Source organism: Endozoicomonas sp. SCSIO W0465, assembly GCF_023716865.1.
Classification (GTDB): Bacteria; Pseudomonadota; Gammaproteobacteria; order Pseudomonadales; family Endozoicomonadaceae; genus Endozoicomonas.
The window spans coordinates 2328878-2354074 of the sequence record NZ_CP092417.1 but is presented as its reverse complement, the minus strand read 5'-3'; the positions used below and the strand labels follow the sequence as shown (position 1 = coordinate 2354074).

Here is a 25197-nt window from a genome sequence, read left to right as displayed (position 1 = left end):
ACCTTGTTCTATCATTTCTCACTGATAAAACAGGTCATGCTTCCACTTTCTCCTAAACCATGGTCAGAACTAACTTTTGGATGTGCTGATTTGGGCGATACTCGACGTACAAAACGACTTGTCAAAGTTGCTGCCGAGCTTTCAGCTCATACCGGTAATTCTTTGTCATCTTCATGCGAAGGTTATACCGCACTGGTAACTGGAGCTTACCGGCTGATTGAGAATGAGGCCGTAAAGCCTGAAGCAATAGCTGAGGCAGGCTTTCAGGCAACTGCCAAAATAGTGAGACAGTCTCGCCTACTTCTGGCTCTCGAAGATACAACAACCCTGGGTTATAAACATGCTGTCAGATCCGAGCTTGGTGATCTTGGAGGTCCTGAAGGCTCTAAAACCAGAGGATTCCACGTCCACTCTGTCTTCTTGGTTGATGCGGATACAGAGCGAAGCATTGGGCTTATTGATCAAGAACGATGGGTTAGAGAGGACGTTCAGCGGGGGAAAAAGAACCAACGTCGTCAGCTACCTTACGAGGGAAAGGAAAGCTTTAAGTGGCAAAGAGCCTCTGAAAACACAGAACAAAGGATGGGGGGTAAAATGCCTGACATCATCAGTGTTTGCGACCGGGAGGCGGATATATACGAATATATGCACTACAAACTGGATAACCGACAGCGGTTTGTTGTAAGAGCTACACAAAACAGAATCCTGGTGGATGGCGAACTCTTATTATTTGATTCCTTAGCTCAGACTGAAGTGTTGGGGAAATATACGATAGTGGTTCCTCAAAAAGGAGGTAGAAAGAAGCGAAAGGCAACGCTGCAGGTCAAAAGAAAGAAGATGACAATACAGGCGCCGCAAAGGCCAGGCGGCAGGCCGGAACCGGTAACTATGAATATTGTGTCGGCTGAAGAGATTGGCAATGACTCCGAAGACCGTTTGCACTGGGTACTATTGACAACTGAAGATATTGAAACATTCGAAGACTGTCGCTCTATCATTCGATTTTACGAGCTCCGATGGCGAATAGAAGAGTTCCATAAGGCTTGGAAATCGGGAGCAGGAGTAGAAAGGCTTCGTCTGCAATCTCCGGATAACATTGAACGACTTGCGGTCATATTAATGTTTGTCGCTGTCAGACTAATGCAAATCCGTGAAGCATTAATGTTACCGAATGACAGGCAGCACAAAGACAGAAAGCTTTGGAGTGAAAAAACACTCGCGAATGAGGTGGTCAGTGATGATGAATGGCAGGTTCTCTGGCTAACCTATGAAAAAAAAGCGTTGCCCGATAAGCCGCCAACAGTCACTTGGCTGCTTCAAACGATTGCTCGGCTTGGTGGTTGGGGTGATTCAAAGCATACAGGGCAGCCCGGCTGGTTAGTGGTATGGGAAGGCTGGGCGAAATTGCAGGATCGGGTAAAAACCTGGCAGATAGCCCGGCAGTTCAGCGCTGGAGAGATGTGATCAAGAGTCAGGCAATGGAGACGGCACTGCGCAATATTACCAGTGGCAGACAAAACTACCGTGAAGCGCTGAACGACGCTGCTAAACGCATCATCAGCTAACCGTCTCCTGTCTGCCAAGAGAGGCCAGTACGCCATGAGCACGTTGAGCACACCGGGACGCACACCAAGAACCACCAGAACTAGCGGTGCCTATCTGGTCATCGCCATTGTTGCCGTTATCGACCTGGTGCTGTTATACGGTGTGACCTTGATGTATGCCCAGGGAAAACTGGCTTTTGCCATGCTGATGCTGGTTCTTGCATCGGTTGGCTCATGGGTTTTTATCAGCAGAAAAGGGTACAACTATCGCTACGTCTACCCCAGCCTTCTGGGGGTTGTCACCTTCATCGTCTTTCCGCTGATTTACACTGTTAACGTCGCCTTTACCAACTACAGTTCCAATCACCTGCTTTCCCTTGAACGGGCCAGGGCTATACATCTTGCGAAAACCTACCGTACGGGCGGTGAATCCTTTGCTTTCAAAATGTATCAGGAAGGCCCCGGCTTCCAGCTGATGCTGACCAATGCTGCGGGCGGTGAGAAGCACTACCTGACAGAGCCCTTTACCGACAGTAATGTGCCACAGGAACTGAAAGCCTTTGAATCCAGACATGTGCCACCCGGAGCCGTACTCCCTATCCGGGAAGTTATCAAAAAACGCGTGCTCCTTCAGAGGCTGGATATTGTGCTGCCGGATGGCACCGAGCTGGCCATGACCAGCCTGAGAAAGTTCAGCGCGATAGCCAGGGTTTACCGGCCAGATGACCACTTTGACCAGCAATACCCCGAACAAAGCCTTGCCCTGATCGATAACCGCACTGGTGAAACCATCTATCCTGACATGGAGACGGGGTATTACACCAATGAAGCCGGTACCGAGCAGATTGGTCCGGGTTTTACCATCTACACGGGCTGGGATAATTTTGTTCGGGTTTTTACTGATCCGGGGATTCAGGGACCGTTCCTGAAGATCTTCACCTGGACCGTTATTTTTGCCGCGCTCTCCGTGGCCTTTACCCTGGTCATCGGCCTGTTAATGGCCTGCCTGGTGCAATGGGAGCCGCTTAAAGGGAATGGTATTTACCGGTTGCTGTTGATCCTGCCTTACGCGGTACCGGCCTTTATTTCCATCCTGATTTTCAGAGGGCTGTTTAACCAGAACTTCGGTGAAATCAATCTTCTGCTGGATATGCTCTTCGGGATTAAACCGGAATGGTTCAGTAATGAGCTGTTGGCCAAATCCATGGTCATCATCGTCAATACCTGGCTGGGCTACCCCTACATGATGATCCTCTGTATCGGACTGCTGAAAAGTATTCCGGATGATCTTTATGAAGCTTCGGCTATTGATGGTGCTACCCCAGCCCAGAATCTTTTCCATATTACCATTCCAATGATCATCAAGCCGCTGATTCCACTACTGATTGCCAGCTTTGCCTTTAACTTTAACAACATGGTGCTGATCAACCTGTTAACCGATGGCGCTCCGGATATGCTCCATGCCACTACCCCGGCCGGGGCTACTGATATTCTGGTGAGTTACACCTTCCGTATTGCCTTTGGTTCCTATGGTCAGGATTACGGTTTGGCCTCTGCCATTGCCACCGTGATCTTTCTGATGGTGGGCTTTATTGCCTGGGTAAACCTGAAAGCTACACGACAATTGCAGTAGTCAGGAAGCTTTTTTTTTGAACCACAAAGACACGGAGACACAAAGGGAGCCTTTTTTGTTTGCCGGGCAAGGCCCGGGCAAGCCCTTTAAAACTTTGTGCCTTTGTGGTTCCCATCCTTTAAAAGTCTTTCGTAACGAAGGTTAAGAAAGGAGAAGTCATCATGGCAATGGTGCAACCAAGAAATCTGAACTACCGGGTCTGGACGGCCCGTATTGTGATGTGGCTTTTCCTGCTGGTTATCATGTTCCCATTTTTCATGATTATCTCGGTTTCCCTGCGCACCGGCAATTTTGCCACGGGCTCTCTGATTCCGGAAAACCCCAGCCTTGAACACTGGTATCTGGCACTGGGAATCCCTTGGGAGAATGTCGATGGCTCTATTACGCAACCGCCTTTTCCGGTGCTGACCTGGTTGTGGAACTCCATCAAGGTGGCAACCGCCAGCTCTGCCCTGATACTGATTCTGGCAACAACCGGCGCCTATGCCTTTGCCCGGCTGCGGTTTCGGTTTAAACAGCAGATGCTGACGGCCATGATGATCCTGCAGATGTTCCCGGCTGTGCTTGCGCTCGTTGCCATCTACTCGCTGTTTGACCAGATTGGCGATTACATCCCCTGGCTCGGCCTGGATAGCCTGGGCTCCGTCACACTCGCCTATCTGGGGGGCATGGCGCTGCATATCTGGCTAATCAAAGGGTATTTTGAAACCATCGACAACTCCCTGGAAGAAGCCGCAGCTATTGATGGGGCAACGCCCTGGCAGGCCTTCCGTTTTGTGCTGCTGCCGCTGTCAGTCCCCATTCTGGCGGTTGTTTTTATCCTGGCATTTATTGCCAGTATTGCCGAATACCCCGTGGCATCCGTACTGCTGCAGAGCATGGATAATCTCACGCTGGCGGTGGGTTCAAGACAGTACCTGAACCCACAGAATTATCTCTGGGGCGACTTTGCCGCCGCTGCCGTTCTTTCCGGCTTACCCATTACTATTATTTTTCTCGCCTGCCAGCGCTGGATTGTCGGAGGGCTCACCTCGGGAGGCGTCAAAGGTTAAAAAACGTTTTCCGTCAACCGCTTTCCGTTGCCCGTAAATGTAATCCGACTTCTGCGGGCAGCGGGAAGCGGGTAGCGATCTTTTAAAAGGTGTCCTATGGCAGAAGTCAAACTCGTCAACATTGCGAAAAGTTATGACCAGGGACAAACCTGGACCCTGAAAGACATCAACCTGAACATTGGTAATGGTGAGTTTATCGCTTTCATTGGCCCATCCGGTTGTGGCAAATCTACGCTGCTGAGGATGATCTGTGGGCTGGAAGATATCACCTGCGGCGAACTAAGCATTGATGGCGAGAAAGTGAATAACTGGCCACCCAATGAGCGGCGTGTGGGCATGGTCTTTCAGTCTTACGCCCTTTATCCCCATATGTCCGTTGCAGAAAACATGGCCTTTGGTCTGAAGCTGGCCAAGGCAAATAAAAGCGTGGTGGATGAGCGGGTTGATGAAGCCGCCCGAATCCTGCAACTGCAGGCGCTTCTGGAGCGTAAACCCAAAGCCATGTCCGGAGGTCAGCGACAGCGGGTCGCTATTGGCCGCTCCATTGTGCAACAGCCCAGGGTCTTCCTGTTTGATGAGCCTCTGTCAAACCTGGACGTTGCCCTGCGTGTGCAGATGAGGCAGGAGATCGCCCGATTACATCGCCGACTGAAAACCACCTCCATCTACGTCACTCATGATCAGGTGGAAGCCATGACCCTGGCTGATCAGATCGTGGTATTGAGTCCCCTGGCACAGGGAGCGGCCAGCAACCTTGAACAGGTGGGCAAACCGCTGGAACTTTATCACCACCCGGCCAACCTGTTCGTTGCCGGCTTTATTGGCTCACCGAAAATGAACTTCTTTGACGGGGTCATTGAGAAAAGTGGCGCAGAAGAGACGCTGATTCGCCTGACTACCGGCGAAACACTGAAAGCCTTTGCCGATACCAGCAAAGCCGATCCGGGCTCCCGTGTCGTGTTGGGTATCCGGCCGGAACATACCCTGGTGGAAACCGACAGTGGCAATGCCGTTGATGGGCGGATTGAAGCGCTGGAGCGCTTGGGCGCCGAGTCATTTATCTATATGAACCACGACACCATCAGAGAGCACTTTATTGTGCGGGTGGAAGACTCCCTCCGCCGGGAAGAAGGCAGCAAAATACGTGTTGAGCTGCCACCTGAACACTGTTATCTGTTCGATGCCAACGGTATTGCCTTCCACCGGACCCGGGCACCGGAAATCGATCAATAATCAACCGGCAACGTGATAAACTCAACTCGTTCCCATGCTTTCAGGCCTTGTGGGTCCTGAGGGTGTCGCAAAACCCTCCGAAAACCTCGTTCCCACGCTCCGCGTGGGAATGCATACGGATCTGGCAGCATGAGAAAGAGCCACTGCCTGGTAGGGTTTTCGAGGGCTCCATGCGAGTATGGTATCTGTGGCGGGACCGGTATGCATTCCCACGCGGAGCATGGGAACGAGATGTCCAGAGTGTCCACAGGGTTTTGCGACAACCTCTCCTGCGTGGGAACGAGTCGATTCAAACGGTCTATACTCTCATCGTTAATACCTCCCGCCGTCATCAACGGTTGTGTTCCGTTACCCATGAAAGAGTCCACCATGCACGAGATAAAGCAGATTGATGCTCTGGCAGAGCTGTGTGGTATCCCCGCCCACTATATTGATGCCGCCGGCAATCCAGTCACCCTTGAGACGGACTATAAACTCAATGCGCTAAAAGCCATGGGCATTGCCGCTGGTAACGAGCTGGAAGTTCAGGCTTCCATTGATCGTATTCTGAGAAAGCAATGGTCACCGTTGATTCCTGTCGTTCACGTAGTTCACTGCGGAGACCCTTTTACGGTTCCCATTCAGGTTGATGAACGCCAGCGCAATGACTCGCTACGTGGTGAAATCATTCTGGAAGACAGCCGTGCAATTCCGCTCAGCGTAAACCTGTCAGAACTTCCGGAAGAAGACCGGCTATCGGTGGACCAACAGGAACGAATCCGTCTACTCTGCCCTTTACCGGAAGACCTGGTTGCAGGCTACCATGAGTTATCCGTTACCCTGGGATCCCATCAGGAAAGTTGCCGCCTGATCGTCGCGCCACAGACCTGCTATGAACCCGATATCCTCAGTTTTGAACAACCTGGGCGTACTGAAAAAATCTGGGGAGTCAGTGTTCAGCTCTATACCCTTCGTTCAGAAAACAACTGGGGAATGGGGGATTTCAGTGACCTTAAACAGCTGGTGAACCAACTCGGACCACAAGGGGCGGATATTATCGGCCTGAATCCTATTCACTCACTCTATCCATCCAACCCTCTCCATTGCAGTCCTTACAGCCCGTCGAGCCGGAACTTTATCAATCCTCTGTATATCGATGTTACAGCGCTGAAGGAGTATCAGGATTCCGCAGAAATACAGCAATATGTAAACAGTGACGATTTTCTGAGCCAGTTGCGCAAAGCAAGAGACTGCTCACATGTGGAGTATAACCGGGTTGCCTCACTGAAATTTTCTGTCCTGGAAATGGCCTTCCGCCATTTTGAAAAACACGACAAAGCACATCAATCCTATAAATCAGCCAACTTTGCCCATTATTGTGCAGAAAAAGGGCAAGACCTTGAGCTTCAGGCCACCTACGAAGCACTCTTTGAGCATTTCAGATCCAGCGATATCAATAGCTGGGGCTGGAACTGTTGGCCTGTGGACTATCAGGATCCTGACAGCTCACATGTGAAGAATTTTGTTGCTCAATCAAAAGAACGAATTCGATTTTATATGTACTTGCAGTGGATTGCGGAACAGCAGTTGGCTGAGGCTCAGCAGGCCGCTATTGAGTCCGGAATGCGTATCGGTATCTACCGGGACCTTGCCGTCGGCGTTGACCATGGCGGCGCCGATGTCTGGGCACACCGGGACCACTATGTTCTCAATGCCAGCGTCGGGGCGCCACCGGACACCGTAGCGCCACAGGGACAGAACTGGGGACTCCCACCCTTTGACCCAAACCGGCTGCAGGAGCTGGCGTATAAACCGTTTATCGATATGGTCAATGCCAATATGCAGCACTGTGCGGCACTGCGCATTGACCATGTGATGGGGATACTCCGGCTCTGGTGGTGCCCCCCGGATAAAACCGCAGACTATGGCGTTTACGTCAACTATCCACTGAAGGACCTGCTGGGCATCATCAAACTGGAAAGCCAGCGACAGCAATGCCTGATTTTTGGTGAAGACCTGGGCACCGTACCGCCGGAAATAGAAGCAGCGCTTCCTGCAGCCCATTGCTACTCCAATGAAGTGGTGCTCTTTTCCAGAGTCGACGACCATTTTCTGATGCCAGAAAAGTACAAACCACGAGCCCTGACCTGCATATCCAATCACGACATTCCCACCCTCAGGGCATGGTGGAACTGCAGTGATCTTGATTTACGACAAGAACTGGGTATCTACGATGCGGCCAGAACCGCACAGGAAAAGACTGCCCGGCATGAAGACAAGCTGGCTATGCTGAAAACACTGCAACACATTGGCGAAGCGCCTTATGGCATAAACCCCGGTGATTTAAGCTCCATGGGCTATAGCCGGGAACTGATGGAAAAGATTCATTACTACCTGGGCAAAACCGCCTCAAGGATCATTGTGATCCAACTGGAAGATGTACTTGAGCTGGATACCCCGGTGAATGTTCCCGGTACCAGCAGCGAGTATCGTAACTGGAGCCGCAAACTGACCCGTAATATCAACGAGATAGTGACCAGTGAGGACAACCGGGTCTTGTTCAGAAACCTCGGGCTGACCCGAAAAGCCTGAGAGAGCACTCACCACCGGGAACAAAATTTCTTCCCGGTGGTCCAATAAGGACAGAAATTTTATTCCTATATCAAACTTAATACTTTTAAACCAATGACCATCGACGGACCACCACCATCACCCTCATTCAGCCCGCATCATGCGGCAAGATGTAATGAACCTGAAGCGTCAGCCCTGTCATTTCGAACGCTAACCAACCAGGCCACATACTCACTCACCTGCATCTACGATATTGCCAGGTATATTCCTAACCCTGCCTATTATATTACCCGCGCTTTACATTCCTCTCCCGGTGCCTTTCTTACCCTGCTGACCCTGGCGGGCAAATGCGTAACTGCCGTTAATGCCAGCCCTTATACGCCTTCCTCAGTGAATCCGTCGCCAACGTCTGCAGCAACGGCAAGCTCGTCAGCCACCATCCCTTCAGCCCCGCCCTATATTCCCCCTCCCCCCCGGCCTGGCTGGATGCCAGAACTGAACAACAATGACAATCCCCCTGAAAACCCTGCGCACAATGGGGATAACCCAGTTGACGAACAGATCTCACACGCCATAATTGATCGCCCTCCACCAATCGAAAACCGGTGCATTGAAAAAAACTTATTCTTCCCCCCTCCCCGATACAGTATGGTCTGCCTCGGAACGGAATTTCCTGCGCATCAAACCCGAAACTTCCACAGTGAATATCTGTCTTGCAAAAACGCTGAATACACTTATTCCAGACACCCGGACCCGGATGATCTGGCCGTTTGGCGAGCCAGAAAAGACCTTCCCCCGGAAACCGTAACCGACCGATTGCGCCAATCTGCAAATCCACAAAAGTCCGCTACTTTTTCCTATCCCACTGAACTTTTCTGGCGGTGGGAGCAATGTCAACCGATTTTGGATTCCCTCATTTGCGGTACTTACGAGGTATGTGAGGTCACCGAGCGAACCACGCGAACCGGTCGGGGCCATCAGAAACGTGCACAATCCAGAAGATGCAGGAACCTGCCAAGAACCTGTTATGCCGATGTCCCTGTTCTATCACATCAACGTTGTGGTCAGGGCAAAATTGACTTTAGCGTGGAATTTTTAAAAAAAGATCTTCGCCAACATCATCCCGGTTATCAGGGTTACGATGGCATTATGCCTAAGGGCTATGAGCTTTTACCCGGTGAAAAAGAGACGATTGCTGTCACAATCAGCAGTACGTCAGGTCGGCTTTTACCGAAGCTGGATATTACCGACGCCAGGAACCGATACACCCCTTCCCTCAGTGTCAGAGACCCGGAGATTAACAGCCTGCAATGCCGCCAGGATGGTTACGACAGAATTACCTTTACAGTCGAAACCGGTAATCGGATCCTGTCCAATCCGCCCAACATTCTGTCTTTTCCTGACCATTCTGCCTCTAACGCAATCATATGGGGTGGAGAATTGGATGTTAACGGAATGTATGACGCCCGGGGTTACCCCCGGGGCTTAACGTTTCAAACCAGTGGACTGCCAATCTTTGACGCCATCATGGAGTCTGTGTCTGGAAATGCAAGAAATGCGGCGCTTTCAGTCAAAGTTGAACTTTACGAACCGGGCCTTTTATGGGGTGAATGGCTAAGATCAACGGCTTATTTTAATCAACACAACCTGCAATGCCGGGATGGTCATACCAATAGAAGCGAATGGACGTCAATATGTGAGCTCAGATTTGACCAAAGCCCGGGCGATATGATTTTTCACTCTCAGCTCCCCGGAGTCGTTTACCCCCTGATTAATGCATTTTGTTATTTTGTCCCCGGCGGCTGCTCAGATAAAACACCCTTTTTCAGAAACGACCTGATACCTGGCGATCAGTACACATTTAAGGTATCCACCAGTGTTGATCTGCCTTTCTACCATCATGAATCCTTTTCCCGAAATAGCCTGGATATTCCCGTTGAAGCCAACCCGAAGATCGACCTGAGAACATGGCAACCTTTTTTCTGGAATGTGGTTCGCAGCGCTCAATACACCGCATTGTTTGTGGGAGCTTATGGCCTGGTAGCTATCGCCGTTAAATAACAGCTGATCTATGACCATAGCCCGGAAATATCGCCACATTGTCCTCCAGACCCTAAACTCCCATTACAGCGTGGTCAGTTGTTCGAAATGTTTTTTATTGCCGGGCTAGTGAACCATCGTCCAGTACTCTATCTGATTGGCTTGTTCCTAATTGCTATGGACCAATTTAGAGCCTGAAAACGAGTCATAGATGTAGCCAGAAGTTATGGTAACGATCAACTTCGCTCCCAAAAGCAGGGATGGCAGTATATTGCTGCAACCCAATAACTCCATGAGCTGGCGACAGAATCTGCTGTTACTGGGGTTGATCGTTACGGTGTCACTGGCCATCGCTGTCGGCTTCTATCTTGCCGGTGCTAAAGCCATCCTGCCCTTTTCCATGCTGGAAGTCATCGCCTTATCTGCCGGTATTTATTACTGTGCCTGGCAGCGCCAGCGGAAAGAACTGATCACGTTTCAGGAACACCAGGTCACTGTTCAAAAGGGTTTTTATCAGCCGCTGAGCACGCACCATTATCACCGGCTGTGGTGTCAGCTGGTCATTCACGAGGCAGCCCACCCATGGCAGACACCGTCCATTCACATTCGCTCGCATGGTAAGGAGTTGGAGCTGGGCTCTTTCCTGAACCGACAGGATAAGCTGATCCTGCTCGATCACTTGAAAAGACTGCTCAACAACACGCACATTGCGCAATAAATACAGAAAAAAAGTCCATATAGTGAACATTTTTTTGCCCATCTCTAAACCCTGAACTAAATTCTTAAAGGACTCTGGCGCTCAGTCAGGGATAAAAAACCGGGATACCCAACAACCTTTCGTCGAGGCTGTGTTAAGTCGTTCAATGCAGCTCAATTTATACGACGCGCTTATTACTCCTTTTCCTGCACGGAAAGCGGGCCTTGCTTTTTCAACACACATTAACCGATGGCTACCTGCTTTTATGAACGCCCGTTTACCCAGCGTGAAGCGGTTATTTCAACCACACCCTGCCGCTCTGCAAGCGCCAGGATGATAAAAGAGAGCCGGAGCCAGAGCAACACACAAGGTAGGCTAAACATGCTTTCCAGGCATCAATCAACGTCAACCCCAAACACCGGGCTGAAAACATTATCCCAAATGGTTTCATCGGTTTCCCGTCGCTCATGCCAGTATTTTGGAGCAGTTGCCATTGCTTCTGCATCCACCTGTGCAATGGCGGTAACAGGCGATGATATTAATTTCACTGCTTATGTCCGTTCAGGTATTGGCAGCACTGACAAGGGGGGTCAGCAGTTATGCTTTAAAGCAGCAGGCGCCCCCTCAAAGTATCGTTTGGGTAATGAGTGCGAAACCTATGCAGAAATGAGGTTTGGTGCGAATCTTTTTGATCAGGATGGTGTGCAGTTTTACCTGGATACCAATATTGCCTACAAAGTTGCCCAGCAAGATGACTATGAAACCACTGAGCCTGCGGTTCGGGAGATGAACCTGAAAGCCACTGGTGTCTTTGGAGACGCATTGCCCGGTTCAATGTTGTGGGTCGGCAAACGTTTTTATAATCGTCATGATGTCTATATCATTGATTACTACTACTGGAACCTATCTGGACCAGGTGTTGGTATCGAGAACATTGATGTAGGGATCGGCAAGTTTGATGTTGCGTGGGTGAGGAATCAAAATAAAGTGATATACCCTTCCTGGCAGGCCGGTGCTAAAGCATCAGTTACAGTACCTACTGGTGGAGTCACTGGAAATGAAGTAATACCAGTCAATGCTGCAACTTCTCCAGGCTATAAAACAGAAAACATTACCACTAACATAATTGACTTCCGCTGGAACGAAATTCCTATAATGGATAAGCTTAATCTGGAGCTTGGAATTGACTACGGGATAGGCAGCCCTGCCGATAACCTGTCCGTTGGCACTTACCATAAAAGCACCTTTGATAAGAACGGCTGGATGTTTACCGGCGAACTTACCTGGGACGTACTGGGTGGTTTCAATAAATTCATTGTCCAGTACGCCACGGATGCCATGACAGGCCCTGGTACAGGCTCAGCGGGTATGTATCTGCAAACTACCGACTGGTACAAAGGGAACAAACTCTGGCGCATTATGGATCATGGCGCTGTCTCCCTGATGCCTAAACTGGATATGATGTATCTTCTTGGCGTAACAGAAGTTAAGTATGATAAAAATGATTTGTATCCCAATTTTGGCAAGAAAACGACTTGGGTAACAGCAGGTATCAGACCTTCCTGGAATTGGAATGACCTGACTAGTACAACCGTTGAAATTGGTTATGATCAGGTTAAAAACGCCAGCTCTTCTTATGTGGACGGAGCTGATCTTATTAGCAGCGGATTGTTCAAAAGCAAACTCTGGAAATTTACTCTGGCCCAGCAATTCCACCCTCAATTCGGTAACTGGATAAGACCACAAATTCGTATCTTTGCCACCTATGCCAACTGGAACGATGCTCACGGATATATTCAAGGACCGGGGGAACCAACTGCTAACGCGATACCCGACTCATGTAGCGGAAGCAGCAATGCCTCAGAAATTTGCAGCGCACTGGGCCTTGAATATTTCGACACCTTTACCGACGCCCAGCAAATTATGAATGCCTATGGCAGCAAATCTGATGGCTGGACTTACGGTGCCCAGATGGAAATCTGGTTCTAATCCAGCTTAGGTCGGTTGCCCTCCTTCCCTTTCCTCGTTCCCACGCTCCGCGTGGGAATGCATACGGATCTGGCAGCATGAGAAAGAGCCACTGCCTGGTAGGGTTTTCGGGGGCTCCATGCGAGTATGGTACTTGTGGCTGGATCGGGGTGAGTAGACCTGCCCGGTCACCCGGGCAAGCCCCTCCTCAGAACCGGACTTGCGGAATTACCGCATCCGGCTCCCGATAGACCCGTGTCCCCACACATGTTCGGTGAGACCGGAACATTGACACCGTTTTCCAGCTCTCTGGATACGCCAACACTTTAAGAATTTTCACCAGCTTTCCCCAGCTCAAGTATCCTTTTCCTCCCTGACGATTAAGCCATCTGTGGATCGTTCGTTTGCCTTGCAGAATGAACTGCCTGACCCGTCCTTGATTGTCTGTGATCCCATGATAGTTGATCCATCCCTTGATCCCCCGAATCGCTCTCTTCAGCGTTTGCACACGGTCAGAACTCAGGCGCTTCCAGAGGAACTCCCTTAACCCTTTGAGCTTCGATGCAAAACGATCTTTACGGCTGGTGAACTTCAGTCGCCAACCACCTTTTCGCATCTTACCCCAGTAACAGGTGAACCCCAGGAAGTTAAACGTCGAAAGACGCTTACCTGATTGATTGGCCCTCTGAGCTGCAATCCATCCTGCAGGAATTATCTGCGATTTCTCTCTATGCAACTCCAGACCAAACTTCTCTAACCGTTTTGGCAACACTTTATAAAAGCGCTCTGCTTCACTGGCATCCCCAAAAAGGAATACCATATCGTCAGCGTACCTCACCATTTCCGCCCGCCCTTTGATGTGAGAACGGCTTACCTCGGCAAACCATTCATCTATCACGTAGTGCAGATAGATATTGGCCAGCACTGGCGACAGGATAGCCCCTTGCGGACATCCTTCCCGATTGTCGGATACTTGCTTGTGTTCCATCACAGGTGCTGTAATCAGGACTTCTATCAGCCTGAGAAAACGCTGGTCTGATATCTTCATTCGCAAAATCTTCATCAGCTCCCTGTGAGGAATTCTGTTGAAGTACTTGCAGATATCAATTTCTACCACAGCACCATCCCGAATTCGGGAACTGGACTGCAGCAAAGTCCTCAAAGCATCGTGACAACTCAAGCCGGGCCTGAATCCGTATGAGCACGGTAGAAACAGCGGTTCGTATATCTTGCCAAGGATTTGACTGGCTGCAAGTTGCACCAGTTTGTCTTCAAAGCAGGATATGACCAGTGGCCGTTTGCTCCCATCCTCTTTCGGGATTTCAGTGACCCTCGCGGGTTTTGGCCTGTAAGTCCCACGGCGAATGCGCTGGAGAAGGTGTTTCAGATTTTCATCCAGTTTTACGCCGTAAGTCTCCTTTGTCTCACGGTCAATACCTACGGCTTTATTCCCGTTCAACCGATGGAATTGCTCCTTCAGCATGTCAACATTTAGCAGGTGACCAAGGTTATTGAACACCATTTGTCTGTCGTATGCCGATTTCTCACCTATGCGCTCAAGTTTCGTTAACCATGATTGTCCGTCGTTGCTGAGTACGGTCATTGTTTCTCTCTCACGCTCGATCTAACTGCCAGCCCTTCGCTCCACGGTCGTTACCCGCTTCATCACTACTATGACTGACTCCGACTTCCATAGAGCCATCTGTAAAGCCTCGTGTTTTGCACTTGTACTTAACATACTCAATCCTTTGAGAGCCCTATGGATCTCCTGGGTTCAGTCGTATATCTCTATAAACTCGCCGACGCCTGCGACTCCGGAGGGTAGTGCTGTTCGGATTCCCAGATTGACCTTACACAGCACTCTTGGGCCTGCTGCCTGCATAAGAGCATCGGCACCCACAACAAGTGGTATTTCGGAGCTGTCACGTTCACCATTTGGTTTCGGCTCGGATATTTCGCTGTCTACGCTTCATCACTTTCGTTACCTTCAGCAACGCAAGACTCGCTATACGGTGGAGCTGGTTCTCCTTCCGCAACGGGACTTTCACCCGCAAGATATACGCCGCTTATCCCAGCGCACTATGCATTCCCACGCAGAGAGGGTGTCGCAAAACCCTCCGGACACCTCGTTCCCACGCTCCGCGTGGGAATGCATACGGATCTGACAGCAGGAGAAAGAGCCACTGCCTGGTAGGGTTTTCGGGGGCTCCATGCGAGTATGGTATTTGTGGCGGGATCGGTATGCATTCCCACGCGGAGCATGGGAACGAGATGTCCAGAGTGTCCGCAGGGTTTTGCGACAACCTCCAGAGCGTGGGAACGAGATGTCCGGAGTGCCTGGAGGGTTTTGCGACACCCTCCAGAGCGTGGGAACGAGGTGTTCGGAAGGCTTTGCGACAACCTCTCCCCCGTGGGAATGCATACCCGCTACTTTTTCTTCGCCCGCTCCGCTTCAAACTTCTCCAGTCGTTTATCCCAACCTTTAAACCGCTGGCGACAATAATGATCCAGCTCATCATACGTCTGAAAATACAGCTCACAGCCCTCATTGACCGGCGCATCAAACTCACAGGCTTCGTTACTGTGCTCCCGGCAGATAATGGGGCGTCGTTCATAGATGCCACAGCGGTTTTGTGGCAGCAGAAACTCACACCGGGTCTGACAGAGCAAATACCAGCCATTACCATCCTTGAAAATATGCACGCCCTGATGCGCAACCTGCCAGAGCAGCACATCAAACGCCTGCATGCTGCGTGGGGTATCCAGCTCCTGAGTGATGTAAGTGCAACACAGTGAACTGCACTGATCGCACTTACTAATGGAAGTGATGTCTCTGGTTTCGATCCGGTTAACCATATCTGACACGATAAAGCATTAGTCCTGTTATTGATAAATTATTCTACTGAGCGAATACCGGAACAGGCAATGAATAACTGGCCAGCGTCAGTTAAAAAAGCACCGCTTTCTTTTCCCGCCGGACCTGTGGTTTTTGCAACAGACCAGGCCAGTTCTCTTTTCATGGCTGCCCAGAGAAATCAGTTGATAAACCACAAGCCGGTACGCTTCAGTGTGCTGCTCCCCTGAAGCTTTTTCTTAACTTATTTACCGGCGCCGTTAATGCCTTCCGGCCTTTGGGCTGATTATCGGTAAACCTGAGCTGAATCAGCATATCTCGAGCGATGGCGCTGCCATCCAGGCCCGCCTGAGGCACGGCAAATTTTTCATCGATTACCATATATGGTTCCGGGCTGTCGCAAGGGTTAACCGGGAGCTTGCTCATCTGCATGAAGCCCTTCCTGCAATAGAGCGGATGGGCAGTGAAGACTTTAAAGTGGCACTGACCAAACACCGAATCTCCCACGTTGAACTTGTCATTAGAACTGATGGATAAACCCAATTTCACCTTGCCATCATCCGTTTGGCGAACCGTGATGTGCATATCGGCGTCATAAAAATTCCCCTTAACTGAAACGTCTCCAACCTGCCCGGGGAGTGCGTTAACATCAGCAATATGAAAGATAAGTACGTCGGGGTCTCGTTCGGAGGTGATAGTGGTACAGCCCTTGCGTGGTACTATTGTATCTGAGCTGTCGTAAACCATGTTCTCAAGCTGCTCTATCAGACGGGTGGGCTTGAGCCAGTCGTCCTTTTTGGCCACTTCCAGTCGCAACCACTCCCGATCGCTCAGTGCCCCCGGCTGTATCGCTTTCAGTTTGGTGGGTTGCTTTCTGAGGTCACAAATCAACCGATGGCGGGCATCGCAGGCCTCAAGCACACGCAACCTGGTCTCTGTGCTGTCAAGAGCAAGTCGGGTGCTTTGCAACTCGGTCTCTGAGCTGACAAGAGCAAGTCGGGTGCTGTTCTGGTCAGACCGCATTTTTTTAATAATGGCTTTCTGCTCCTTTACTTTATTGTCAAGGTCATCAAACTGTCTTTCTATCGCGTGATCTTCCTCAGCACGATTATTGTGAGTTTCAGCATAAAAATCGACCATATTTTCCAGTCTTTCGGTTAAATAATTCACTAACGGTCGGTATTCGTTGATGAGGGCGACCTGCTTTTCCGGCGGAAGTTTCAGGATATCATCAAGCCTGACCGGGGTATGTTCCGGTAAACATACGCTCTTGTGGCGCATTTTTTGCCCTTTCGTGCCGAAGTAGCTATCACCACAATGATCGCAAGTTACTGCAGTCAGCGTTCGGTTATCAATTCGGGTGTTCAACTTTGTGCATTGGGTTTTATGGGTGGTCAGATAGCTCTCCCGGGGCATCACCTCACGACAGTAGCGACACCTGTGCAGACGCCATTGGCACTGGTAGAGATGATCTTTAAGATGGGGCTTAGAAGCCAGATCTTCACGTTCACAGTAACCAGTAAGTCGCTCTTCGCCATAGTCCACATCAAGTTGAGTAAAAAGCTCCTGCTTGTAAGATTCGGCGTCAGTGAGCGGTCGGTCTTCCCGCTCAACAAACTCACGCAGCTTGCCAAACTTCAGGGTCTGGTCGCAATCCGTGTGATAAGGGCAGTGAATCGTAACCTCGTCCAGCATCTGTGCCGTGTTGCGCAGCCTTATGGGTTTGTCCAAACGCTCAATGCCATAAAGAGACATCGTTGGGTCATCGGTAAATCGCTGTGTGCAGCTGCCACACAGGACACTGTTCTGCTCCACCGTCACCTGGTGAATATCACGGCCAAGATCGTGACAGAAGCTACAGACGCTGGCTTCTAACGTACGTTGAGTCAGTTCGTTGCTCTCCACTGGCTCTACGGGAAAACCAGCAAAACTCCGGTCAGCAGTGCGCTTCCCCGGATAGGAAGCCTCATTGGGGGTGAGAAGCTGAGTATTCGGCGAGGTAGTTAATGGTAAAGTCATAATATAATTCCCTTTTTGATTAGACTTAACTTATTGGACAAAGGGAGGAGGCCAAAAATTCCCCACGCTGGTCAGTAGGGCTAACCACCTTGTCTGCGGTTCTGCGCACTGATACTTGCTCAATAGCAACCTGGTCTGGAGATTGGCGGTCAGGAGACGATGCTAACCGGTACCCGGCGACTGCCCCAAATGCCCGGCTGTGTTTCAAACACACCGGCAACCGGTGTACCACACTGCCGACAGAATCCCTTACCTTGCGAAGCATTAACCCCCCACTCACCCAGCACATACCAGTCACGCTCAATGAGCATGCTGTGACAGTGGTGACAGCGGGTACTGCCACCGTCAGCATCGTGAACATTGCCTGTGTAGGCGTATCGAATACCATGATTCACTGCTATTTGCCTGGCTCTGGTCAAAGTAGCAGCCGGTGTATTGGGGTAATCGCGCATTTTCCAGTCGGGATGAAAGGCGGTGAAATGAATCGGAACGTCCACGCCCAGATGCTCAACAACCCATTGACACAGGTCGTTCAATTCCCGTTCAGAATCATTTTCACCGGGAATCAGCAAGGTGGTTATCTCAAACCAGACAGTGGTTTCATGCTTGAGGTATTCCAGTGTTTCAAGCACCGGTTGCAGAGCGCCACCGCAGATCTTTCGATAAAAGTTCTCACTGAACGCTTTCAGGTCAATATTGGCGGCATCCATATAGCGGAAGAACGCTTCTCTGGGCTGTTCACAGATATAGCCGGCAGAAACGGCCACTGACTTCAACTGTTTTTCATGAGCCGCCCGGGCGACATCAATGGCGTATTCCAGGAAAATCACCGGGTCATTATAGGTAAATGCCAGTGACCGACAGCCCATTTGCTCAGCCGTATCGGCCAGTTGCTCTGGTGATGCCTGGTCAGCCAGGGTATCCATCTCACGGGATTTGCTCATATCCCAGTTCTGACAGAATTTGCAGGCCAGATTACAACCAGCGGTACCGAATGACAGAACCGGGGTTCCCGGAAGAAAGTGGTTCAGCGGTTTTTTTTCAATAGGATCAATACAAAAACCGGAGGAGCGACCATAGCTGGTGAGCACAATCTGGTGACTTTCACAGGCACGGACAAAACAGAGCCCCTGCTGCCCTTCCCGAAGTTTACAGGCCCTCGGGCATACATCACATTGGATTCGCCCATCCCCCAGTGCATGCCAATAGGTTGTTGACACGTTTCCGGAAGGTGTTTTTTCTCTGTGCATAATCCCTCTCCAGACCAGGTTTACGGCCTGATTGTCATCCTGATGGTAGTAACCAAGGCTATAATTATAGGCCCTGCCCACATTATTTGAGCGATGCAAAGAGAGTGGTTTATTTCGCTTAACATGTGTCGGCAGGGCTCAGCCACTCTCGGGGGAGAACCCATAATGATTATTCGCCAACCCGCTGTAGCCGGAACCTTTTACCCAGACTCACCCAGCGCTTTGACCAGCATGGTTAAAGAGATGCTCAGTGATGCCCGCCCCAGGGATTTCTCACCGAAAGTACTGATCGTTCCCCATGCCGGCTTCCTGTATTCCGGCCCTGTCGCCGCCAGCGCCTACCGCCTGCTGCACTCAATGCGCAAGAATATTCACCGGGTGGCTCTCCTTGGCCCCAGTCACAGAGTTCCTCTGCAGGGCATGGCCCTACCGGACTGTGAAGCATTTGCCACACCGCTTGGTAACATCCCACTGGATATTGCAGCCATGGAGGAATTAAAACAATTCAGCCAGATAGAGACCGTCGACGAAGCCCATACCTGCGAACACAGTCTTGAGGTCCAGTGCCCTTTTCTTCAGGAATGCCTGGATGACTTCAAACTGATTCCCATCGTGGTGGGCGACACCAGCCCTATAGCGGTCGCTGAAGTGATTGAGCACCTCTGGGGAGCAGAGGAAACCCTGATCATTATCAGCTCCGACCTCAGTCATTACCACAGTTATGAAGAGGCCTGTTACCGGGATAACCAGACGGTGAAAGCCATTGAACAGCTCAGTGATAATTTAACCGGTGGGCAAGCCTGTGGCTGCTATCCTCTTAACGGTGTATTGAAGGTTGCCCAGCATCGGGGAATGGATGTCATTACGCTTGATGTACGCAATTCCGGAGATACTGCTGGCGATAAAAGCCGGGTGGTGGGTTATGGTGCCTTTGTCATTCAATAGACAGATTATTTAGCAAAACCAGACCCCGGACGGCGTAAAACTGCATAGAGACTTTCAGCCACGGTTAGATGACATAGGAGCTGTCCTGAAATAATTTCCACATTTCTGAATTTCAAAACTACGTTCGTCCTGAGCCTGTCGAAGGGCGTGAACTCCGGCCTCATGTATTGTGCCAATCACCCTTCGACAAGCTCAGGATGAACGGAAATCGAGTTCAAAATGTGCAAATTATTTTGGGACAATTCCAAATTATTTTGGGACAATTCCATAAAGGCGTTGTGCAGAGGCTCCTTTGGGTGACGATAAAAACCGGAAAGAGGCTGACAACTGTATTGACAAACACCGCTGACAAGCGCAGGAAAACAGGAATTTCTACGGTGCAAATCGAACCCACAGAAAGCCAGAAAAGAGAATTATTACGCCTTGCCCGCAAGACCATCAGTGAGGGATGTACGCTGGGCCTGCCACCGGAATCACTACCGGAGAGAAAGGAGAGCGAGGAGAGTGAAGATCGTACCGACTGCTTTCTGCAAAAAGCCGCCAGCTTTGTCACACTGCAAAAGCGCGGGCAACTCCGGGGCTGTATCGGTACAACCCAGGCTTACCGGACACTATTGGATGATGTGATCCACAATGCCTTCGCCAGTGCGTTCCGGGACTCCCGGTTTCCACCCGTTACAGAAAATGAGCTGACCGACATCAAGATCGAAATTTCCATACTGACACCTCAGGAACGGATGGAAGTTACTGACGAGAAAGACCTTTTGCAACAGCTGCATCCCGGCATCGACGGATTATTGATTCGCCACCCTCAATACACCGCAACCTTCTTACCTCAGGTTTGGAAACAACTGCCAAACCCCCGGCAATTTCTGGCTCATTTGAAAAGCAAAGCAGGAATGGCTCCGGGGTTGTGGCCTGAAGGTATGGAGTGCTTTCGGTATCGGTGTGTTAAATTCGAGGAAAGAAGGAGCTGACTGTAGTAAACCGTATGGCCAGCGACTTGATAAAACGGTCAGCGGAACAGGACTGTCCGCTGACTGTAAGCTTTTAACAAGACTTTATAGTAACCAGCCGGGGATTCCATCAAACCACTTCAAACAGGAAGTGATTTTTCTTGCCCAGTTTCACCAGAAAGAATCGATCATACATCGCTTTTTCTGTCGCAAAGCATTCCGGCAGGTTCATATTATCTGCAGCGCCACGGGCTATGCCATTAAAGAACACGGCGTTATTACCCAATGCATCCTTAACCTGCTTGCCTGATTTAACCATGCCCACTTCGGCAAACAGCTGCGTCATCGCCTGGCCTTCCAGCCCGACCCTCTCGATCGTCGCACTGGGCAGACCATCCTGCTTCAACTGCTCCATATCACTTTGGGAAAGCTGGGCAATGTCGCCTGAAAACAGTGCTTCGGTGATGCGCTCCGCCGCCTTGAGACCTTCTTCCCCATGCACCAGTCGGGTAGCTTCACGGGCAAGAATCCTCTGGGCTTCCGGTCTGCCCTGACGTTCAGCATCCGCTTGCTCAATGGCTTCAATCTCTGCCATGCTCAGGAAGGTGAAGAACTTCAGGAAACGATACACATCCGCATCGGCGGTGTTCATCCAGAACTGGTAAAACGCATACTGGGATGTCTTTCTTGAGTCCAACCAGACTGCACCACCTTCCGTTTTACCAAACTTGGTACCATCAGACTTGGTAATCAACGGCACCGTTAGTCCGAAGGCACGAGCTTTATTCTGACGACGGGCAAGGTCAATACCACCAACAATATTCCCCCACTGGTCACTGCCACCAATCTGCAGGGTACAGTCATAACGACGGTTCAGCTCCGCAAAGTCCATGCCCTGAAGCAGTGCATAGGAAAACTCGGTAAAGGAGATACCAGCGCCCTCCCGGTTCAGCCGTTGCTGTACAGACTCCTTGTTGATCATGGCATTCACCGCAAAGTGTTTACCAATATCCCGCAGGAAATCGAGAACGTTCAGGTCACCCGTCCAGTCCAGGTTGTTGGCAACCACCGCTGAGTTATCGCCACAGTCAAAATCAATGAACTGGCTTACCTGACCCTTGATTTTCTCTACCCAACCGGACACCACGTCGGGCGTATTGAGTTGACGTTCAGCTGCCTTGAAACTTGGGTCACCAATCAGACCGGTGGCCCCACCCACCAGGGCAATCGGTTTATGGCCCGCTGCCTGGAAGCGCTTGAGCACCAGCAATGGCACCAGATGGCCAAGATGGAGACTGTCAGCCGTAGGATCGAAACCACAATAGAGCACCCGGGGCTGTTCGCTCAGATGAGCGTCCAGTTCCTCGACGGCAGTGGTCTGCGCGATGAGCTGGCGGGCCTGAAGATCTTTCAGCAACGGGTTTTGACTATCGGACATTTACCTTTTCCTGCGACGATTCGATGATTCAACCGGAATACCGCGTTGGATGCCAGAGGCTCTGACACCAAATCAAGCCGCTCAAAATACAACAAAACAGTGCCAGAACAAATGCCTGACCTGTAAATAAGGTAAATTTCAGTATTTTTACCTTACCAGGCCTTTACCCCATCAGATCGGAACTAACCTTAAGTCCTCACGGTCGAATGCATCCTGAATACTTGCAAATTTCTGATAAATCGGCCAGTGAATGTCTCCTGCCGAAGCTGTCCTACCAGGAACAGTTTCCTATTTCGGCTAAATCTCCACAATACCGGTTTCATCATAATGGAAGGAGAAGTCCTTGGATTATCCGCAACCACTGTCGCAACCACAGTCGCAACCACTGTCGGCACAAACCGCATCAACTTACCCTGAAGCCAACACGGCAACGTCAGCCCCTCTAAAAAAAGCAGAGTCTTTGTCCCAGCCTGAACCGGCGGGTTCAAATTTCTCGGTGGGTGATGCGGCCTGGGTACTCATGAGAACCCTTTCAACAGCCGCCGAATGTCTGAATTTTGCCTGGAGAAAAGTGGTGATTATATCCAGTGTCTGTTTCGGTGGTTTTATCGGGCTGCTTCACTATGCTCACGAGAATCCGGGGAATAGAACGGTGCAAAAACTGCCAGCCGAAGAAAATAGCAGAGTTTACCTGCAGCCCCCTCCTGCCTTGCAAAATCCTCCCATTGAAGAGTACGTAATGGCCAGTGCCAGCAGGTGGAAGCGCTGGGTGGAATCCAGTACAACACCAGAGTCCAATTACAGCTGGATGCAGCTTATCGGTATGGCCGTTTCCATTACCTCATCCGTATGGGTACTGGGTGTAATGGGTTCCCTTATTCTGCATATTCCCGGCCTGCTACTAAAGGCTGAGCCTTATATAACACTGGATGAACCAACGCATCATTCTTATTCTGAATCACTAACCCGACCCGTCTCAATTCTGCCCTCAAACCGGCAGGAACCTAAAGCTCCAGCCATTGATCCGGTGGTTGATGGTCAACCTCACGGCCACGCAATCAATCAGTCCCCACCTCTTATCGAACCAAAGCCCACCGGATTGATTTCCGGAGAATCAGACCAGGGATTATTGGACATCCCCTCAATACCCTCAGCTTCATCTTCGCAGAAAACCGAGAAAGCCGCTGTATATACCCTGCCTCTCAATATAACTTCGCCCACAGGACACAAGGTTCCAACCTCTGTTACTGTTGACGTGCATGGAGTCTAACGCAGACCTTCATTCGATCACTGCTCAATAATTTCATCAACCTCCATCCCTCGGATACAGACAAGAAAATAATTCGTGATCATCAAGACACTCATTAAAAAAATGATAATTACGCTTGTCTTGACGTACCATTTCTGACAGATATGACTTACGGTGTTTTTTACCGTTATAATTTACTCATCAGCAAATTGTAGACAGCGTTAACACCTTAAATGAATAAAGCCATCCCGAGAGGCGCAACACGGATCAACCAGCGCCTGAAACAGTTCCCCATGCGACATCTGCTGCTGGCCAGTACGATTGCTGCCAGTATCATGGGATTGGTGGCGCTTCTCCCTTCTGGTGATGTAGAAGCCAAGCGCAACGAAATTCCAATGTCCATCGACGCTTTCCAACCTCAGGAAGTCGCCATGGAACTGAGCAATAGTACCAAAGAACCTCTGCCTTCCCCGTTTATCGACAATCATGATACCGATAAATCGGCAACATCGATCAACGAGCAGAAAGAGGAAGCAGAAGCCAAAGCACTGGCAAAAGCTGCCTATGACCTGGAGCAAAAGCTGGGCAAATGGCACAATGTCACCATTCAGTCTGGCGATAATTTATCCGTGTTATTTAATAACCAGGGTTTAAATGCCAGTGTGGTTTACCAGGTTGCCAACACACCCCGGTATGGAGAAACGCTGGCCAGTATACGCCCGGGTGAATCTCTGGAATTCCGGATTAATCAGGAGGGAACCCTGACCCAGCTGCGCTACGTCAAGTCCAGGCTGGAAAGTATCTTCTTTAATAAGGTGGACAAGGGCTACCGGGCAGAGCTGATTACCCTGTCACCGGAAATTCGTCCCACCTATGCCAGTGGCAGCATTGAGAGTTCTCTGTTCCTCGCCAGTCAGAAAGCAGGCCTTTCTCAGAATCTGACCATGGAGCTGGCCGGTATTTTTGGCTGGGATATCGATTTTGTTCAGGATATCCGCAGTGGTGACAGCTTTAGCCTGCTCTTCGAAGAGAAATATCTGGAAGGTGAAAAGCTGGGCGATGGTGATATTCTGGTAGCCAGCTTCACTAACCAGGGACAGACGTATACCGCTATCCGTTATACCGACAGTAACGGCGATACCGACTACTATACCCCGGACGGAAAAAGCATGAAGAAAGCGTTTCTTCGTACTCCGGTCGATTTTACCCGTATCAGTTCAAGTTTTAACCCTAATCGTCTGCATCCGGTATTCAAGACCAAGCGCCCGCACAGAGGGGTCGACTATGCAGCTCCGATGAATACCCCCATTAAAGCCGCTGGTGATGGCCGTGTGCAATTTTCCGGCTGGCAAAATGGTTTCGGTAACGTGGTGTTTATTCAGCACCCGAACGATATTGTCACGGTCTATGCCCATGCCAATAAACTGGCCGGTCTGAAAAAAGGCCAGAAAGTTCGTCAGGGTCAGACCATAGCCTATGTTGGCAAAACGGGTTGGGCTACCGGACCTCACCTGCATTATGAGTTCCGTGTCAATGGCGTTCACAGAAACCCGATGACGGTTAAGCTTCCGGATGCAGCGCCCATCGCCAGGGGTGAAATGGCTAACTTCAAGAAAAGATCAGAGCTGATGATGGCCAGGCTTGAAAAGCAGAGCGGGACATTGCTGGCCACTCAGTAACCATTAAAGATCACCATATCCTCCGGGCACACGAGGCACTAGTGTTTTCTTTGTGCCCCGGCGTCTTTACGGTTAACAATAATCGATCCA

The 25197-nt window shown here is 50.4% G+C and carries 18 protein-coding genes; 12 read left to right on the top strand and 6 right to left on the bottom strand.

The features are described 5' to 3' along the window. Nucleotides 1-36 precede the first annotated feature (36 nt). The 8 genes from MJO57_RS10185 to lamB all read left to right on the top strand — a co-directional run bounded on the left by MJO57_RS10185 (nt 37) and on the right by lamB (nt 12738). Entirely contained in the window at nt 37-1464 is a 1428-nt protein-coding gene (locus tag MJO57_RS10185) for an IS4 family transposase (RefSeq protein WP_252025061.1), read from the top strand. Between the two features lie 135 nt (nt 1465-1599). After that, on the top strand, nt 1600-3177 hold the full coding sequence (gene malF, locus MJO57_RS10180; RefSeq protein WP_252025059.1) for a maltose ABC transporter permease MalF: 1578 nt from the start codon (nt 1600-1602) through the stop codon (nt 3175-3177). A gap of 161 nt (nt 3178-3338) precedes the next feature. Further along, a complete protein-coding gene (gene malG / locus MJO57_RS10175) occupies nt 3339-4229 on the top strand; it encodes a maltose ABC transporter permease MalG (RefSeq protein WP_252025057.1) in 891 nt (296 codons plus the stop codon). A gap of 96 nt (nt 4230-4325) precedes the next feature. Continuing rightward, on the top strand, nt 4326-5462 hold the full coding sequence (locus MJO57_RS10170) for an ABC transporter ATP-binding protein (protein ID WP_252025055.1): 1137 nt from the start codon (nt 4326-4328) through the stop codon (nt 5460-5462). Nucleotides 5463-5816: 354 nt separating this feature from the next. After that, a complete protein-coding gene (gene malQ, locus MJO57_RS10165; RefSeq protein ID WP_252025053.1) occupies nt 5817-8033 on the top strand; it encodes a 4-alpha-glucanotransferase in 2217 nt (738 codons plus the stop codon). A 93-nt stretch (nt 8034-8126) separates the two neighbouring features. After that, nucleotides 8127-10073, top strand: coding sequence for a hypothetical protein (locus tag MJO57_RS10160; protein WP_252025051.1), 1947 nt, complete (start codon nt 8127-8129; stop codon nt 10071-10073). Between the two features lie 205 nt (nt 10074-10278). After that, the gene (locus MJO57_RS10155) at nt 10279-10770 is read left to right on the top strand and encodes a DUF2244 domain-containing protein (RefSeq protein WP_252025049.1); all 492 of its coding nucleotides are present in this window, start codon (nt 10279-10281) and stop codon (nt 10768-10770) included. A gap of 360 nt (nt 10771-11130) precedes the next feature. Continuing rightward, complete coding sequence (gene lamB, locus MJO57_RS10150) at nt 11131-12738, top strand: maltoporin LamB (protein ID WP_252025047.1); 1608 nt, start codon at nt 11131-11133, stop codon at nt 12736-12738. 187 nt (nt 12739-12925) lie between these two features. On the opposite strand, the gene ltrA is transcribed toward lamB, so the two are convergent. The 5 genes from ltrA to amrS all read right to left on the bottom strand — a co-directional run bounded on the left by ltrA (nt 12926) and on the right by amrS (nt 18840). Further along, complete coding sequence (gene ltrA / locus MJO57_RS10145) at nt 12926-14320, bottom strand: group II intron reverse transcriptase/maturase (RefSeq protein ID WP_252024730.1); 1395 nt, start codon at nt 14318-14320, stop codon at nt 12926-12928. A gap of 824 nt (nt 14321-15144) precedes the next feature. Continuing rightward, nucleotides 15145-15573 carry a YkgJ family cysteine cluster protein gene (locus MJO57_RS10140; protein WP_252027002.1) on the bottom strand — a complete coding sequence of 143 codons (429 nt, stop codon included), beginning with the start codon at nt 15571-15573 and terminating at the stop codon, nt 15145-15147. 38 nt (nt 15574-15611) lie between these two features. Next, a complete protein-coding gene (locus MJO57_RS32715; RefSeq protein WP_256493266.1) occupies nt 15612-15737 on the bottom strand; it encodes a hypothetical protein in 126 nt (41 codons plus the stop codon). A 44-nt stretch (nt 15738-15781) separates the two neighbouring features. After that, nucleotides 15782-17590, bottom strand: a complete 1809-nt coding sequence (locus MJO57_RS10135) for a hypothetical protein (protein ID WP_252025045.1) — start codon at nt 17588-17590, stop codon at nt 15782-15784. Nucleotides 17591-17739: 149 nt separating this feature from the next. Next, nucleotides 17740-18840 carry an AmmeMemoRadiSam system radical SAM enzyme gene (gene amrS, locus MJO57_RS10130; RefSeq protein WP_252025043.1) on the bottom strand — a complete coding sequence of 367 codons (1101 nt, stop codon included), beginning with the start codon at nt 18838-18840 and terminating at the stop codon, nt 17740-17742. Nucleotides 18841-19005: 165 nt separating this feature from the next. On the opposite strand from amrS, the gene amrB reads away from it, so the two are divergent. Continuing rightward, nucleotides 19006-19785 (top strand): AmmeMemoRadiSam system protein B, encoded by a 780-nt coding sequence (gene amrB / locus MJO57_RS10125; RefSeq protein ID WP_252025040.1) that lies wholly within the window; start codon nt 19006-19008, stop codon nt 19783-19785. A gap of 197 nt (nt 19786-19982) precedes the next feature. Then, entirely contained in the window at nt 19983-20762 is a 780-nt protein-coding gene (gene amrA / locus MJO57_RS10120) for an AmmeMemoRadiSam system protein A (RefSeq protein WP_252025038.1), read from the top strand. 109 nt (nt 20763-20871) lie between these two features. Here amrA and tyrS read toward each other — a convergent pair whose 3' ends face one another. Continuing rightward, nucleotides 20872-22179 (bottom strand): tyrosine--tRNA ligase, encoded by a 1308-nt coding sequence (gene tyrS / locus MJO57_RS10115; RefSeq protein ID WP_252025036.1) that lies wholly within the window; start codon nt 22177-22179, stop codon nt 20872-20874. Nucleotides 22180-22522: 343 nt separating this feature from the next. On the opposite strand from tyrS, the gene MJO57_RS10110 reads away from it, so the two are divergent. Then, on the top strand, nt 22523-23449 hold the full coding sequence (locus tag MJO57_RS10110) for a hypothetical protein (protein WP_252025034.1): 927 nt from the start codon (nt 22523-22525) through the stop codon (nt 23447-23449). 212 nt (nt 23450-23661) lie between these two features. Next, the gene (locus tag MJO57_RS10105; protein ID WP_252025032.1) at nt 23662-25107 is read left to right on the top strand and encodes an OapA family protein; all 1446 of its coding nucleotides are present in this window, start codon (nt 23662-23664) and stop codon (nt 25105-25107) included. The last annotated feature ends 90 nt before the right edge of the window (nt 25108-25197 follow it).

Bases quoted from the DNA above. Each gene is read 5' to 3' on its own strand.
- MJO57_RS10185 (WP_252025061.1), top strand. From the start codon at position 37: ATGCTTCCACTTTCTCCTAAACCATGGTCAGAACTAACTTTTGGATGT.
- malF (WP_252025059.1), top strand. From the start codon at position 1,600: ATGAGCACGTTGAGCACACCGGGACGCACACCAAGAACCACCAGAACT.
- malG (WP_252025057.1), top strand. From the start codon at position 3,339: ATGGCAATGGTGCAACCAAGAAATCTGAACTACCGGGTCTGGACGGCC.
- MJO57_RS10170 (WP_252025055.1), top strand. From the start codon at position 4,326: ATGGCAGAAGTCAAACTCGTCAACATTGCGAAAAGTTATGACCAGGGA.
- malQ (WP_252025053.1), top strand. From the start codon at position 5,817: ATGAAAGAGTCCACCATGCACGAGATAAAGCAGATTGATGCTCTGGCA.
- MJO57_RS10160 (WP_252025051.1), top strand. From the start codon at position 8,127: ATGACCATCGACGGACCACCACCATCACCCTCATTCAGCCCGCATCAT.
- MJO57_RS10155 (WP_252025049.1), top strand. From the start codon at position 10,279: ATGGTAACGATCAACTTCGCTCCCAAAAGCAGGGATGGCAGTATATTG.
- lamB (WP_252025047.1), top strand. From the start codon at position 11,131: ATGCTTTCCAGGCATCAATCAACGTCAACCCCAAACACCGGGCTGAAA.
- ltrA (WP_252024730.1), bottom strand. From the start codon at position 14,320: ATGACCGTACTCAGCAACGACGGACAATCATGGTTAACGAAACTTGAG.
- MJO57_RS10140 (WP_252027002.1), bottom strand. From the start codon at position 15,573: ATGGTTAACCGGATCGAAACCAGAGACATCACTTCCATTAGTAAGTGC.
- MJO57_RS32715 (WP_256493266.1), bottom strand. From the start codon at position 15,737: ATGAAAAGAGAACTGGCCTGGTCTGTTGCAAAAACCACAGGTCCGGCG.
- MJO57_RS10135 (WP_252025045.1), bottom strand. From the start codon at position 17,590: ATGACTTTACCATTAACTACCTCGCCGAATACTCAGCTTCTCACCCCC.
- amrS (WP_252025043.1), bottom strand. From the start codon at position 18,840: ATGCACAGAGAAAAAACACCTTCCGGAAACGTGTCAACAACCTATTGG.
- amrB (WP_252025040.1), top strand. From the start codon at position 19,006: ATGATTATTCGCCAACCCGCTGTAGCCGGAACCTTTTACCCAGACTCA.
- amrA (WP_252025038.1), top strand. From the start codon at position 19,983: ATGAACGGAAATCGAGTTCAAAATGTGCAAATTATTTTGGGACAATTC.
- tyrS (WP_252025036.1), bottom strand. From the start codon at position 22,179: ATGTCCGATAGTCAAAACCCGTTGCTGAAAGATCTTCAGGCCCGCCAG.
- MJO57_RS10105 (WP_252025032.1), top strand. From the start codon at position 23,662: ATGAATAAAGCCATCCCGAGAGGCGCAACACGGATCAACCAGCGCCTG.